We start from the raw sequence: 14,055 nt of genomic DNA, 5'->3' as shown, positions 1-14,055 counted from the left end.
GGATCTGCATCGCCTTGGCGGAGCGCTGATGAGTGCCGACATCGCTGCTCCGCCTGCCGTACGACAGATCCAGGTCTGGCTCGGCAGCCACGCCTTCATCGACCACCTCGAACCCGATCCCGTCGAGGCGGCGTCGTACGAGGACGCCATGCGCCGGCAGTTCGCCTGCTGCCGAGTGACCAACACTCCGCACGGCGAGGCACCTCCAGACGAGACCGCAGCTGGCGGGCCAACCGGCCAATGAGCCCAGGGGCAGGGATCACGTCGTCGTCCAGCTCGGCGCCAGTGCCGAGCATGGTCTCTGCCTCTGGTCTCCAGGTCCTCGGTCGCCAAAGGCCCTCGTCGGCCGAGGACTATCCCCTGTCGGCGCGGCGGTCGTACGAGCACACGTCGGCGCCCGCCGCGCCGCTCCATCTGCAGCGCCGACCACCGAGCTCGACAGGACAACCCGAGGTGAAAGCACCAGCCAGCAGCCGCCACCAGACGCTGACCACCGCGGCTACTCCTACCGGGAAGGACCACGATGCACCCCAACTCCGGCGGTGAACGACGCGGACAAGCTCGTCGCTGTAGCACGGATTCTGGACAGCGCCCTGCCCTTCGAGCAGAAGCTATCCGGAATCCGACTGGTGCTGCGCGTCGGCACTGTCCGCCTCACCAGCTCGGGCCAGCGGTCTACCTGGCGTCGCGACGACGACCCCGAGGTCCGCGGCCGCAGCGGCAACCACCGCTCCGACAGGCCACGCCCACCTCACAGGACGGACCCCGCATCATGACGATCCGCCGCTTCAAGCTTCACCGTTTCGTCGACGTCTCTGACGTCAGCGGTCCCGGAGATGTTGCCGAAGGCATTCAGTTCAGCGATGGCTCGGTCGCCGTCCGGTGGATCTCCGAAACCCCTTGTACGGCGGTCTGGGACAACATCGAAGCGCTCCTGGTCGTCCACGGCCACAACGGCAAAACCGAGGTGCAGTGGATCGACCCTGATCCTGACCCCGCGACCGAGTTCGAGCTGGCTACCGCCGGTACCGGTAGGTGCCTCGCATGACCACATCGACCGTCTACGGTCGCCGGGGTCCCGCACTGCTCCCCAGCGTGATCGCGGCCGGCGCCGCCGACGACGTCGGCGAAGATCCTGCCGACGACGCGACCCGGCTGTTCGTGCTCGGCTACGTCGACGCAGCCCAGCTGCCCGACGAGGCGGCGCTCGCAGACGCCCGGGCGCGGCTCAGCCAGTACGCCATCGCCGGGCGCCTGCAGCTCGGCAGCATCTACGTCGACCAGCGCGGCCACGGCGGATCGATGTTCCGTGCGCTCCTGGCGTCGATCGAGCGATACAACCCTGCCCACGTCCTCGTCCCGAGCCTCGACCACGTCGCGCCTCTCGGCCGACCAGGTGCCGACAGCAAGCAGCAGCACATCGAGACCCGCACCGGCGCGACGATCCGCCCCGTGGGCACCTGAACCGAGGCGGGATCGGCGTACCGGAGGCCTCCTCAGCCTCCAGACACCAAGCAGCCGGCGTCATCCTCAGCGCCAGCTCCCGATCCCGCCTCCCTGACCGGAGTCTCCAGCAACCTCGATCCGCAGCCCGGCCGGACCTGTCCGGCCGTCGAGGTACTCCCCCGAGGCTGGGGACTCCGCCAGGCCGGGGCGAGCACGTACACGCTCGCTCCGGCCTGGGCATCTCGAACGTCAGCTGCGGTCGCCGTCGCCGAGCCGAGCCTCAGCGACAGTGGTCCACTGGTACATCCTGTGGTCGCGGTGCAGGTCGATGAGGGCGACGGAATCGACTGTCACCTGCGCGGTTCGGGGTTCATGGCGAGCCAAGGCCTCCAGCGCGCGATGAGCTGGGCCGGTGGTGTTGGTGTAGCCGAGCGAGACGTGCGGCCGGTAGTCCGGTGACTCGGTGACGTTGTCAGGTCCGCGGACATCTGCGATTGCTGCGCGGATGGCGTCGCGGATCCCGGTCAGTGGTTCGACCGGTTGTACCGGCAGGCGTAGCGCCTCGGGGTCGATCTCGGCGGGCCCGATGGTGACCGTGACCGGCGCTACCTCGGCGAGCCGGGTACGGGCGGCGTCGACGACCTGGTCGATGATCCCGCGCTCGACCTCGTCGGTGAATCCGATTCCCTGCATCGTCAGATGCAGCCATTCCAGCGGGATCGGGTCGTATTCGGGCAGGTCGGCCAGGGCGGCGGCGTACTGCTCGGCGAGCGTCGCGACCTCCGGTGCGGCGGCAAACGTGATGTGCCAGGTGTAGAAGGACCGGCCGACCTCCCAGCCGGGACGCCAGTACCAGTGGTCACGAAGTTCCGTCACGTTGGTCATGCAGGTCATCTTCGCGCTCAGCAGGTCCCGTACACCGTCCGGCCCGGCGTGCCCCCCTGCGCGGGCAGCTGGATCACCCGGAGGAGTGGGGTCAGCTGGTTGCGGTGGAGTGCCGGGCGAAGTCCGCGATGCTGTCGCGGATCCCGGTCGTGATCGCCGCCGCCGGCCGCGACCCTTCTACCTGAGCGAGGGCTGCGACCTCGCTGACCCGGCGCAGCAACGGCCGCACTCGGTGCCCGGGCGGCGTCTCCAGGACCGGCTGCAGCGCTTCAGCGGCGCCGTCGGGTTCGCCAAGCATCAGGTGCGCTTTGGCCAGCTGCAGCCGGACCATCCGTTCGCTGCCCGCATTGCGCTCCGCGATGGGAGTTCGCTCGAAGGCGGTCAGACCGTCCAGAGTGAGCGCGAGAGCTTCGGTGGGCTGGTGGAGCCCGAAATGAGTGTCGGCCCACAGGCCGGCGCCTCGGCCGGTCGTGCACTGGAACGGGCCGCCGACTTCGTCAGGTGACATCTGTAACCGATCGGCCAGGTGGCGCGCCTCGGTGAGTACCTCGTGCGCCCGCTCGAGCTGGTGACTGCGGGACAGATCCATGGCGTGTGCGCTCGCGAGATACAGCGCGGCGGACCCTTCGGCGTAACGGCGGCCTTCGGCGGCGTACTGCGCGGCGCGGGCGAAGTCGTCTTGCCAGAAGGCAGCGGTGTGCTGGGTCGCGCATACCCATGCCCGCAGGCTGTCAAGGTCGGCGTTGTCCGCGCAGATCCGTGCGGATCGGGCATGCGTCTCGGCGACGTCGGGCCGACCGAGGTCGACTGTCATCCAGGCCAGCAGCGTCAGGGCCCATCCGGCGGCGGCGTACAGCTGGCGGGTCTGCGCCGGACGCTGCCGCCCTTCCAGGAGTACGAAGGCCCGATCCCGCAGGGCGCGGGTGCGGGTGAACAACGGCCCGGTGGGTGTCTTCAGGTACGACTTAGCGATCCGGCGTACGTCGGCGTGCAGCTGCTCAACGGTCAGCTCACCGACGTTCGAGCTTTCCGCCAGCGACAGCCAAGTGGCCGATTCGCTCGCGGCGTCCATCAGCTCGGTGTCCAGATCGTTGCCCGAGTCAAGGACCGGCCATGTCTGGGAGAGCCGCCGTTGCGGCGGAACCGTGGACGTGACAGCTGGTACGGCGGGGTCGAAGCCGAGATCGGCGTCGCTGCCGGCGTTGAGTACGTAGCGAAGGGCGGCCCGGTATTCGTTGCGGGGTCGCACGACCAGACCACGCTCAAGCTTTCCGAGGTAGTGCCCGTCGAAGGGGAACTCGCGGCCGGTCGTGGCCAGCAGCCACGCACGTACTGCGTCGGCCACCTCGGCGCGGGGCATTGGCCGGCCGGGTGTGCGCACGGACCGAGTGCGTTGACGGGCGGCGATCAGGCGCTCGTTCGGCGTGACCACATGCCCAGTGTAAGCAGCCGTGCACTCGGCGTTGGAGGCATGCTGCGGTGCCTGCCCGGTCCGGGCACGGCAAGTGCCCGGAGTTGCCCGGCGCGATGAGGGCAAATGCCCTTCGCCGCGGCCGGAGGGCTCGGGATGATCCGAGCACTGCCGACAGCTCCGCGCCACCGCAGTTGGGGACTCGGAGCTGACCGACTGAATCAACGGGGAAACCATGACAGCCGTAGCCGAAGCACCTCTCCTGCAGCCCGACGACCTGCCCGGCCAGGTGCGGGTGCAGGCCTGGTTCGGGTCGCACCTGATCAGCGACTGGTCCGGGCCGGCGAACCTCGGGCAACAGATCGCCACGCTGCAGAAGCGGGATCTGTCTACAAAGTGCACAGTCGTGTGCGAATCGATCCAGCCATCCCCGGCAGGAACCATGGCAGGGGCACGATGAGCGAGGCTGAGATATTGGCCGCGGTCCGCCGCATCCTGGATCAGCGGCTACCGGCCGAGGAGACCATTCGGGCGATCCGCCAGCTGGTCGAACCCCAACGTAAGCCACACCCGCTCGAGCGGACCGAGGGCTGCTGGCCGATCCTTCGGACGTCCGACGACGCGTGGGAGCGTCACGACGATCCGGAAATGTCATGACGTCGAGCGAAAGCAGCCAGCGATCAGCGCCGTGGCGCTACCGGCGAGTGCAGAGTCTGCGCCGCCGCCACCTACCGGAGCCCCCGGCAACCATCTGCTCTCCCCCTGTGGAGTGGATTGTGCCCATTCCTCCCCCGGGCAGCCGGGGGCTCCTACTCGTTCACAGCCGACGACAATCCCCGAGAGGCCCGTACGATGGCGAGTGAACCAAGGCCCGAGCTGCAGACAGCCCTCAGGGCCGCCGGGGTGCGCATCGAGTTCCCGTCGATGGCCCGGCTTTGGGATTACGCCGGCGGCGGCAAAGACAACTTCCAAGCCGACCGCGACCTGTATGCCGAGATCGCCGAAGTGACTGCGCTCTTCCCCGACCTCGTAGTCACGAACAGTCGGTTCGTCCGGGGCGCCGCGACCTTCCTCGCGGCCGAGCTCGGCATCACCCAGTACATCGATCTCGGCGTCGGCATGCCGACCCCTCGCAACCTCCACAACATCGTGCAACCGCTGAGCTCGCGGACCAAGGTCGTGTACGTCGACCAGGACCCGATCGTCCTCGCCCACGCTCGCGGACTTCTGGGCAGGAGCGATGGAGTGCTCGTTGTCGCTGGCAACGTCTTCGACCCAGTCGAGCTGCTTGAGCAGCCCGAGCTCGCCACGTTCCTGGACTGGGACCAGCCGATCGCCGTGTTCTGCACCGCCGTACTGCACTACCACCCCGGCAGCGCCAGCGATGTCGCGGCGACCATGCAGACCTACGTCGACGCCCTACCCGCCGGATCGTGCACAGTGATCACCCACTTCCTCGAGCCTGACAAGGCAGAGGAGCGTGGCACGGTACGCCAGATCGAGAAGGTGCTGACCGCCAGCCCGATCGCGGCGGGCTGGGTCCGCACCCAGGACGACATCGAGACCATGTTCCCTGGCCAGACCCTGCTCCAGGCCGGCGTCCACCCCTGCCACGAGTGGTGGCCCGGGCTCGAACCGAAGCTGGCCCACACCTGGATCCAGGACTGCATCGTCGGCGGTATCGGCCAGAAGAGCCCCGCTTGACCGCGATGCCTTCCTGAAGCCTCAGACACCAACCCTGCGCCGACGGGCCGCCCGTCCAGTCGCGCCCTTAGATCGGACCCAAAGCCACCGTGCACTACGTGTCCTTCGTCCCGCCTTGGATCGGCCACCACGCCTACCGAATCCTGCTCGCCGCGTACGCCGTTCAGCTCGCCTATACGACTGCCGACATGCTCGCCGGGTTCCCCCGCGACCTCGCCTACGGGCTTGATCTCAGCTGGACCGCGACCGTCTTTTACGCTGGCCTCGCGCTAGTCCTGCATGCCCGCGGACCGCTGTGCGAGCGCTGTATCGCTGAAATGCCACTCGACGGATCCGCCCGAGCCGAGCGGTACCGCCGGAACCTAACGACGGTCCACTGGCTCCGGGCTCGCCCTCTGGGCTGGATCGTGGTCGCGCCCGCGACCGTCGCGCTGCTGGCTCTCGCTCGGCAGACCGGCCTGATCTCCCGGCAGGTCGAAACGCTTCTCCTCGTCGCGCCCGCCATGTGGGTCTTTCTGTCGCTCTCTCGCCACTCGCGACTGCAGCCGTGGTGTTCCCAGTGCCGTGGTGACGGCGGAGGAAACGGCCGCGACCGCCGTCCGGCCTCCGGGCCGAAACCACGTCTCGCGCTGAGCTGCTGATCGCGCCCGACCACTCGACCTATCCCCCGTACGCCGGCGTACGGGGATGCATCTTCATGCCAGCGTGTGTGTTCGCCTGGGTTGCCGTTACAGGACACAATCCAGCAGGCCTGCGGCCTGAACGAGCCGACTTCGTCGGCACCGCGAAAGGAGTTCTTCTCCCCCTCCTGTCGACTTCATGATGACCCGACACTCGCGGAGGTCAACGGATCTGCCGCCGACCTGTAGGGGTCGGGACATCCGTAGTGTCCCGACCCTTGCTGCCGCTGTGGCGGTCTCGCGGCCGAAGGGGCATCGAGCCCTTTCGACCGTGTGGTTTCGGATTTAAGAGGATCGAGCCCCTCAGATCCGAGCTGCCGCGTGGTGGCCGGCCTGGTCGGAGCGGGCCGGTCGTAGAAGTCAGACCGGGATGAAGAAGACCTTCTGATTACCAGCCGAGCTCGGCGTACGCCGTACCGCTCAGGTAGTTGTCGAGGCCGGCCTTCGGGTACGGCACCATCTCCGCCGGTAGCTGATCGAACGGGAACCACTCGATCGCCCCGCACTTGTGCGGCTCGGCGTTGAACGGGTCGCCTTCCCACGTCGTCGCGACGAAGAACAGCCCGAGGCGCGGCAGCTCCGTCTCGTGGCCGCGGTGCATCGTGTGGACCAGCTGCAGCGATGCCGGGTCGACCTTGATGCCGGTCTCCTCGTTGGCCTCCCGCGCGGCGCACTCGGTGGCGCTCTCGCCCTCCTCGAGGTGACCTGACGGCATGTGCCACTGCCCGTCGGCGTACCCGGTCCCCTGCCGCTGAGCGAGAAGGATCTCGCGGTCACGGATGAGGAGCAGATGAACGTCGATGATGGTGCGGAACCGCTCGGATTTCATGCTGTCGCGCCTTGCTGGTAGTCGATTGCTGGCTCAGCGAGGCTAGCCCACCGGGACCTGATCGCCGTACTGATCACGCGCACCGTGTCGCACGGCCGATGCTGGTCGACGTCGATCAAGAGCACGTCGACGCCTCGGCCCGCGAGCAGTTCGGCAGCGTCCGCGTAGTAGCCCAGGTCGACGTCGATCCCGTCGTTGTCCTCGAACCGGCCTGAACTCACTCCCCGCGCGCTAAGCCGAGCGCGAATCGTCGATGCCTTCGCGACCAGGATGATCGCCAGATCCGGCGCGTCAGCGCCGCTGTTGACGGCGTCGATGAAGTCGACCGGTACGCCGTCTCGGCGCTGCAGCACCAGGGAGGTAGCGACGTACCGGTCACACAGCACCAGGCGGCCGGCGTGCAGCGCAGGGCGCAGCACGGTGTCGAGGTGGTGATACCGGTCGGCAGCGACCAGACAGGCCAAAGCCTGTCCGCTGAAATCGTGGGTTCCGTGCCGAGCGAGCTCGCCGATCGCGCCCCGCGACGGCTCGGTGGTCTGCTGAACCGGAACGGAGTACTCCGCAAGCTCGGCGGTCAGACCCGCAACAGCCGTGGATTTGCCGACCCCGCCAGGGCCGTCGAGGGTGACGAAGAAGCCGGGCCAGCGCCGATCCTGAGTCATGCCGGTGTCGTTTCGCGGTTGCGCGCGAACTGCTCGCGCGACAGGTCGGCCATGTGCCGGCGGACTTCGTCCACAGGTGCTTGCCCGAACTGGATCCCGACCGAGAAGTTGAACTCGTCGCGTGAGCGCATCGCCTCGTCCAAGCCCTCGTCGGTCAGATCGACCGCGCCGTAGGCGAGCAGCTGCTCAGCTGTGTAGTTGCCGGTGGCCATCAGCCGGCCCCATTCCGGCGTACCGGGGTACGGGCGGAACTCGAACACCGAGGCCCGGAAACTTCCCGGGAGGTGATCGGTCATCCCCCACAGCTCGTGCACCAGGTCGACGGTGTCGAGCATTTCGGCGCGCTGCTCGCCGGGGAACCCGAGGATGAAGTAGCCCTTCACGCGGATCCCGCGCTCGGTCAGCCGCCGTACCGTGCGCTGCACCATGCCGGGATCGATGCGCTTGTCGATGTAGCGCAGCACCCGCGGATTGCCGGACTCGATCCCGAGCGCGACCTCGCGCAGCCCGTTCGCGGCGAGCCGGTCCAGCTCTGCGTCATTGACCTTGTCGAGGACGTTGATCCGGCCGGTGGCATCCCACTGCGCCCACTCCCCCACGCGCTCGGCGGCGAACGGCGCCATCATCGCCTTGATCACCCGCGGGACCCCGAGGAACAAGTCGTCCACGAACCGGTACGCCGTGACGCCGTACCGGTCGCGCAGCTCGTACATCTCGCCGAGGATGTTCTCCGCCGTGCGCACCCGGATCGTGATGTCCGGGTTCGCCGAGACGGCCGCGCCGCAAAACGAGCAGTCGTACGGACAGCCCCGGGCGCCGACCATGTTGGCCTCAAGCCGCCCATCGCCTGCCAGGTAAGGATCCTGGACCAGATAGCGGCGGTCGACGTAGGCGAGATGGTCGATCGGTGGCGCGAGGTGGGTGTTGCTGCCGCGCCCGGTGTTGATCGTCTCCAGGAGCGGATCGCGCCACATGACGCCCGGCAGCTCTGCGCGCCGGCGGTGGTCGCCCAGGAGCTCGACGACCCGGCTTTCGCCCTCCCCGAGGACAAGAGCAGCGGTCGAGCGCATCCGGGGATCGGTGAGGATCTCGGTCGGCATCGCCTTGGCCTGGTGGCCGCCGAGCATCAACATGATGGCCGGATCGAGGCCGGCGGCGATGCGCGCGCTGATCTCGTAGGTGGGGGCCAGGAGGTTGAACCCGGCCCAGCGCGGCGAAAGCTGGTTGACCAGCCCGATGGTCTGGTCGATCCCGAGACCGTGGGCCTCGGCGTCGATGACGCCGGTGTTGAACCCGGCCCCGGCGGCCGCGGTGGCGATGTAGGCCATCCCGAGCACGGGAAGGGTGAAATCGTTCACCCTTGGGCGGAGCGAGTAGTCACGAAGTGGTGCGTTGACGAGCAGCAGATCTAGTGGACGGCCGGGGTCGCCTCCGGCGACGAGGCCGGGGTCAAGGTTCGCTGGTAGCACGTGCGCCTCCCTGGGCAAGGGTGAGCAGAGTGAGTGCAGACAGGTGTTCACCGGCGCCGGCCAGCCACAGCGGACCGAACTCGGCGTCGTTGTTCGGCCAGTCGAGGCTGGGCGCTGCGGTGCGCGCCCAGTGGCGAACGGCCATGTCGTAGTACGGGTACTGCGTGAAGTCGTTCGACCAGTCCGCCACGGCGGCACCGGCGGTCCACGGACCGATCCGGTACACGCCCCTGAGCGCTGTGACGAGCTCGGCCGGCGGCAGTTCGGCCCACACCTTGCTGTTGGCCAGGTAGGCATCGGCGGCCGCGCGCAACATCGGCCGCTTGAACTTCATCCCGAGACCGTCGAAGTCCTCATCGGCCAGTGCGGCGACCCGCTCGGCCGACGGGAACAAGTACATGACGCCGGCAGGGGTCAGGACCTGCTCGCCGTAGGCGATGCAGAACCGCTGGTGCGTCGTCCTGGCCTGAGTGACCGTGACGACCTGCCGGTTGATCGCCGTGCCGATCGCGTCCCACAGGTCGCAGTTGCGCACCCGTGCGACCGGCCCGGAGGCGGCCAGCGCCTGGCCGAGCGGTCCGAACAGCTCGGCCGCCGTGCCGGGGTCGACGACGTCGACGACCGGGCGCGGATCCGCCAGAGCAGGCGCGTCAGCAGGCGATACGTCGAGGTCCCCGGTGGACGAGTCCCACGTCAGGTGCCACGTAGTCGATCCGGATCGCATGACCCTCGTGTAGCCGGTCGGTGTGGTGACCCAGCCCGGGTGTTCCTGCATCAGATTCGGCATCAAGAGATCCCTTCGTGGAGTGAGCGCGCGTCATAGTCAACGCGCTCGCCCCAGCCGCCATCGGGTGCCGCGCTCGGGCCAGAGCCGAGCTGTTCCGGGGCCTCGGGCGCCGGGGGGACAGTCAGGCTCGCTGCCAGGCCGAACAGGCTGCAGCCGATCGCGACCGACATGTCCATCACCCAGAGCTCGACGTTCACCAACCCAGCCCTGCCGAGAGGCGGGCGGGTAAGAGGTTGGAGCGGCGGGCGGTCGCAGGACGCATCCAGTACGACCGCCCACCGAGCTTGTGAGGTGTCCTCGGCTCGGCTGGCCTGGAGGTGGTTACCAGCCGGAGCCGAGGACACCAGGTGGACGGGACGGGGACCGCGACCCTGAGGAGATCGACGGTTGAGGAGACCCGGCCTCGTCGCACAGGAATGCCGAACCACAGACCCGGTTCGCCGCGATCGGCAGTAGACGGCCGGTGTGACACGTCGACTCCCGTCTTTTGGCGCGGAACCGATACGGTCCGGCAACATGAAGGATGTAAGACATCCTGCATCTGCTGTGAAGGGGTGTCAATAGCCACGTATGACATCGGATGACGCACCACTGCGGGCTATGATGAGCGCTACGCGCGGACGGAAAGGGGCCGGAGATGACCCAGATCGAGGCACCGCGACCCCGATTCGCGCAGATCGCCGACATCCTGCGCGACCGGATCAACAAGCAAGTGCACGCACCGGGCTCGCCGCTGCCAGGCGAGCACGAACTCTCCCGGGAGTTCGGAGTCTCCCGGATCACGATCAACCGCGCCGTCGGGATCCTGCGGACGGAAGGGCTCGTTCTGGTCCGCCGGGGCAAGGGTGCCTTCGTCCGGCCGATCCCGGTCATCACCCGCATTGCGACACGCCGCCACGGCGCCCGCGACAAAGGCCGCGGCGCCTACGACGTCGAAATTCGCCGCATGGGCCTCGAGCCAAGCTGGACAGCCTCAGTGGAACGGGTGCCGGCATCCGAACTGACCGCCGGCCTACTCGATGTCGCGGTCGGCGCCGAACTCGTCGTACGACGCCGCAAGTACTTCGCCAACGATCTCCCGACACAGATCGCAGACACGTACCTGGTCAGCGAGCTCGCCGAGAAGGCCGGCGTCACGGAGGAGAACACCGGACCCGGCGGCACCTACTCCAGACTTGCCGACATCGGCCGCGGACCAATCCACTTCACCGAAGAGATCGGCCTGCGCGGTCCAACGACCACCGAATGCACCTTTCTCGACATGGAGCCGAGCCAGTCCGTCTTCGAGATCCTCTTCGTCGCCGCCGACCGCGAACACCGGCCCGTCGCCGTCACCCGCCACGTCATGCCGGGACACCAATGGCGGCTGCGCTACGAATGGACCGACGAACCAGAAAGCGGATCCGAGTGATCGACGCCCACATCGCAACCCGGCCCGGCTCGCCGCAGCGACCCAACGAGGACTCATACGCCGCGGTCGCGGACCTGGTCGTCGTGGCCGACGGTGCCACCGCTCCCCCGAGCCTTGGCACCGGATGCGTCCACGATCCGCGCTGGTACTCGCGAGAACTCACCGCCCAAGCCGCCGCCGCACATGTCCGCGGTCCGGGGGCCTCACTGGCTGACATCCTCAGCGCGGCGATCAGCGCCACCGCCGCCGCCCACACGGCCACGTGCGACCCCAACCACCCCGGCACGCCCTCGTCGACCGTCGTCATGCTGCGCGCCCGGCACGAAGCTCTCGACTGGCTCGTGCTCGGTGACGCAACCCTCGTCCTTGAGACCCCGGCCGGCCTCAGCACAATCTGCGATGACCGGCTGTTCCGCACGAACAAGGACCTGCGCGAGCAGGTTCTGAGTACGGCGGCCGACGATCCGGAGCGCCCAGCGAGAATCGCCGCGCTGGTCGATGCCCAGCGCAACTTCCGAAACGTCGACGGAGGCTTCTGGGTCGCCGCGTCAGATCCCAGCGCAGCCCACAAAGCCCTCGCCGGCACCGAGCCGATCTCCGCCGGAACCACGTGGCGTGCCGCGCTCCTCACCGACGGAGCCTCAGCCGCAGTCGACACCTACAGCCTCACCGACTGGCGCGGCCTCCTCGACCTCCTCGACGCCGCCGGCCCGAACGCCCTGCTGGAATCCGTCCGCAAGATCGAGAACGACGACCCCACAGCACACCGCTACCCCAGGATCAAACGATCCGACGACGCCACCGTCGCCTACCTCACCGGAGCACCTGCGTGAGCGAGATTCCCCTGCACCGCATCGGCGTCTCCGCCGTGACGATCGACGACCAAGGCCGCGCGCTCGTCATCCAGCGCCGCGACAACGGCCGCTGGGAAGCCCCCGGCGGCTTTCTCGAACTGGCCGAGACCATCGAAGAAGGCGCACGCCGCGAAGTACTCGAGGAAACCGGGCTCGTCGTCGAACTGCAGAACCTGACCGGGATCTACAAAAACATGACGCTGGGCGTCATCAACTTCGTCTTCAGGGCACGAGCCATCTCCGGCGAACCCACCGTCGGCCCCGAAACCAAAGACACCCGATGGGTGACCAAAGACGAAGTCGCAGCCCTCATCCCCATCGAAGCCTTCTCCATCAGAACCCTCGACGCCCTCGACAACCCCGCCGCACCGCGCATCCGGCACCACGACGGCGTACGGCTGCAGTGAGCCGACGTCAGAAGGCCGCTCGGTCAGCAGCTGCCGGCCGACACCCCTCAACGGCGGACCGAAGCGTGCCGGACACTGCGAGGCGTGCGATCGAATCGGCCCTGCAGTGCTAGCCTCCGAAGCCGGGCAGTAGGGTGCCCGGTCTCCTGGCTCCTGACCTGGCTTTGCAGACAAAGTGCCGCGGACACACCCCCGCAACCATCTCAGTTATCGGGGTTCACCCACGTTCACGGGCCGGGTCAGCGGCGACCGGAGAACAGTCATGACCATTCGCCACCGCGACCTCGCCACTCTTCGAGCCCGAGCGACCCTAGAGCCCTACGCAGCCGCGTGGGCGAAGGTCGCATCAGCGCCGGCAGGGAGCCCGGCGGTTCCCGCCCCGATCGAGTCCCAGGCCATCTTGGAGGGATTGGTCTTCCAGGCACTGAGGTGGCTGTACTACCCGCAGGAAGACAGCCGGTTCGACTCCGCTGATCCTGGCGACGATTCGCATTGGGGTCTTCCCGGGGTGATGGAGGCCGTCCGCATCTATCCCGAGGCAGATCTCCTGACGGTCGAGATCGCCCCACGGGCAAGACAAAGCGCCGTCACATTGGGGATGTACCTGCTGCCCGAGATCGATGAGTACGGCGAATGGGGCCAGGTCGGCATCCCTGCTCTCCGGGTCCGTGACATTGGCGATCAGCTCGAGTTTTATCGGATCGGCCACCGCGGGGCCGTTCGCTTCCGAGGTGTCAGCGCGGCCGACTTCTGGGATGCGCACCACTGGGCGCTCGACCACTCCCGGGGCTGCATTGCAGCGAGACATCCCCAGGCGCCGTCCGCGGTCGAGCGTGAGCGTCCGGAGATCTTCTCCCCAGGCCAACTCCGGACGACCAGCTCGATAGTGCGCCACCTCGGACTCCTGATGGATCTGGGAGCAACGGGTATCGACACGTGGACCAACCCGCGCGACCGCGTCATCATCGAGGTCGAGTTGCGCAGCCTGACCGAGGCGCAGTGCGCCAAGCTCATCGAGGACCTCTGCTCCCCAAACCTCTATCTGGGATTGACGCTGGTCAAGAGGCCGATACCGCACCTGGACGGGTTGCTGCCGTGTCTGGTCCAGCTCTTCGATGGCTCGTCCAGAATCGATCTGCGTTTCACCCTCTCGCCGCCCGACGAGGTACCTTCCGAGGACTGGTGGCGCCGGCCTTCGCGGCTGCCCTGACCTTCCTTCGGCGGCCAGAGCTGAGCTAGAGACCGAGGTCGTGCGAACAGAGCTGCCGGGTGCGATATCCACCGGAAACGCCTTGTCCGGCAGCGCCCCAGAAGGCTTCGGCGTCGCGATAGTGGCCCCCGGCGGTGTACCAGCTGAGGCCCGGGTGTTCGGCGCGCAAGGCCGCGAGCGCGGCGGTGGCCAGGCCACACCGGGTGTACCCGTCGTAGGTGTATGAGGTGCCATGCATTTTCCGGACAGTCTATTAACGGTTAGTTCACGCTGCAGACTGTAATTCCAGATACTCGTCGC

Annotated in this window: 17 protein-coding genes; 10 read left to right on the top strand and 7 right to left on the bottom strand. The window is 67.8% G+C overall.

The window, feature by feature from the left end; genetic code table 11:
* Positions 1–28 precede the first annotated feature (28 nt).
* The 3 genes from ACLQ2O_RS30025 (at position 29) to ACLQ2O_RS30015 (ending at position 1,464) form a co-directional block, all read left to right on the top strand.
* Positions 29–244 (top strand): hypothetical protein, encoded by a 216-nt coding sequence (locus ACLQ2O_RS30025; RefSeq protein WP_425837893.1) that lies wholly within the window; start codon positions 29–31, stop codon positions 242–244.
* Positions 245–772: 528 nt separating this feature from the next.
* Positions 773–1,048 (top strand): hypothetical protein, encoded by a 276-nt coding sequence (locus tag ACLQ2O_RS30020; protein ID WP_425837890.1) that lies wholly within the window; start codon positions 773–775, stop codon positions 1,046–1,048.
* Positions 1,045–1,464 (top strand): hypothetical protein, encoded by a 420-nt coding sequence (locus ACLQ2O_RS30015; RefSeq protein ID WP_425837887.1) that lies wholly within the window; start codon positions 1,045–1,047, stop codon positions 1,462–1,464. The genes ACLQ2O_RS30020 and ACLQ2O_RS30015 overlap by 4 nt, the downstream gene beginning before the upstream one ends.
* Before the next feature lie 231 nt (positions 1,465–1,695).
* On the opposite strand, the gene ACLQ2O_RS30010 is transcribed toward ACLQ2O_RS30015, so the two are convergent.
* Positions 1,696–2,331: a 2'-5' RNA ligase family protein gene (locus ACLQ2O_RS30010; protein ID WP_425837885.1), complete on the bottom strand. Its 636-nt coding sequence runs from the start codon at positions 2,329–2,331 to the stop codon at positions 1,696–1,698.
* A gap of 91 nt (positions 2,332–2,422) precedes the next feature.
* A complete protein-coding gene (locus ACLQ2O_RS30005; protein ID WP_425837882.1) occupies positions 2,423–3,763 on the bottom strand; it encodes a hypothetical protein in 1,341 nt (446 codons plus the stop codon).
* A gap of 435 nt (positions 3,764–4,198) precedes the next feature.
* Here ACLQ2O_RS30005 and ACLQ2O_RS30000 point away from each other — a divergent pair, with 435 nt between their 5' ends.
* The 3 genes from ACLQ2O_RS30000 to ACLQ2O_RS29990 all read left to right on the top strand — a co-directional run bounded on the left by ACLQ2O_RS30000 (position 4,199) and on the right by ACLQ2O_RS29990 (position 6,087).
* Positions 4,199–4,399: a hypothetical protein gene (locus ACLQ2O_RS30000; RefSeq protein WP_425837880.1), complete on the top strand. Its 201-nt coding sequence runs from the start codon at positions 4,199–4,201 to the stop codon at positions 4,397–4,399.
* Positions 4,400–4,594: 195 nt separating this feature from the next.
* A complete protein-coding gene (locus tag ACLQ2O_RS29995) occupies positions 4,595–5,446 on the top strand; it encodes an SAM-dependent methyltransferase (protein ID WP_425837877.1) in 852 nt (283 codons plus the stop codon).
* Between the two features lie 98 nt (positions 5,447–5,544).
* Entirely contained in the window at positions 5,545–6,087 is a 543-nt protein-coding gene (locus ACLQ2O_RS29990; RefSeq protein ID WP_425837875.1) for a hypothetical protein, read from the top strand.
* Positions 6,088–6,514: 427 nt separating this feature from the next.
* Here the strand turns inward: ACLQ2O_RS29990 and ACLQ2O_RS29985 are convergent, their stop codons facing one another.
* The 5 genes from ACLQ2O_RS29985 to ACLQ2O_RS29965 form a co-directional block, all read right to left on the bottom strand.
* The gene (locus ACLQ2O_RS29985; RefSeq protein ID WP_425837872.1) at positions 6,515–6,955 is read right to left on the bottom strand and encodes an NUDIX hydrolase; all 441 of its coding nucleotides are present in this window, start codon (positions 6,953–6,955) and stop codon (positions 6,515–6,517) included.
* Positions 6,952–7,617, bottom strand: coding sequence for a dTMP kinase (locus ACLQ2O_RS29980; RefSeq protein WP_425837869.1), 666 nt, complete (start codon positions 7,615–7,617; stop codon positions 6,952–6,954). Before ACLQ2O_RS29980 ends, ACLQ2O_RS29985 begins: the two co-directional genes overlap by 4 nt.
* Entirely contained in the window at positions 7,614–8,975 is a 1,362-nt protein-coding gene (locus tag ACLQ2O_RS29975; RefSeq protein WP_425837867.1) for a B12-binding domain-containing radical SAM protein, read from the bottom strand. The genes ACLQ2O_RS29980 and ACLQ2O_RS29975 overlap by 4 nt, the downstream gene beginning before the upstream one ends.
* 91 nt (positions 8,976–9,066) lie before the next feature.
* Positions 9,067–9,873: a hypothetical protein gene (locus ACLQ2O_RS29970; protein ID WP_425837864.1), complete on the bottom strand. Its 807-nt coding sequence runs from the start codon at positions 9,871–9,873 to the stop codon at positions 9,067–9,069.
* On the bottom strand, positions 9,873–10,070 hold the full coding sequence (locus tag ACLQ2O_RS29965) for a hypothetical protein (protein ID WP_425837861.1): 198 nt from the start codon (positions 10,068–10,070) through the stop codon (positions 9,873–9,875). The genes ACLQ2O_RS29970 and ACLQ2O_RS29965 overlap by 1 nt, the downstream gene beginning before the upstream one ends.
* Positions 10,071–10,510: 440 nt before the next feature.
* Between ACLQ2O_RS29965 and ACLQ2O_RS29960 the strand changes: the two genes are divergently transcribed.
* The 4 genes from ACLQ2O_RS29960 (at position 10,511) to ACLQ2O_RS29945 (ending at position 13,755) form a co-directional block, all read left to right on the top strand.
* Complete coding sequence (locus ACLQ2O_RS29960) at positions 10,511–11,284, top strand: GntR family transcriptional regulator (RefSeq protein ID WP_425837858.1); 774 nt, start codon at positions 10,511–10,513, stop codon at positions 11,282–11,284.
* Positions 11,281–12,117: a hypothetical protein gene (locus ACLQ2O_RS29955; protein ID WP_425837855.1), complete on the top strand. Its 837-nt coding sequence runs from the start codon at positions 11,281–11,283 to the stop codon at positions 12,115–12,117. Before ACLQ2O_RS29960 ends, ACLQ2O_RS29955 begins: the two co-directional genes overlap by 4 nt.
* Complete coding sequence (locus ACLQ2O_RS29950) at positions 12,114–12,545, top strand: NUDIX hydrolase (protein WP_425837852.1); 432 nt, start codon at positions 12,114–12,116, stop codon at positions 12,543–12,545. Before ACLQ2O_RS29955 ends, ACLQ2O_RS29950 begins: the two co-directional genes overlap by 4 nt.
* A 262-nt stretch (positions 12,546–12,807) precedes the next feature.
* The gene (locus ACLQ2O_RS29945; protein WP_425837849.1) at positions 12,808–13,755 is read left to right on the top strand and encodes a hypothetical protein; all 948 of its coding nucleotides are present in this window, start codon (positions 12,808–12,810) and stop codon (positions 13,753–13,755) included.
* Positions 13,756–14,055 lie beyond the last annotated feature (300 nt).

This window comes from Kribbella sp. DT2 (genome assembly GCF_049844575.1).
Classification (GTDB): Bacteria; Actinomycetota; Actinomycetes; order Propionibacteriales; family Kribbellaceae; genus Kribbella.
This window is presented reverse-complemented; position numbering and strand designations above follow the sequence as displayed.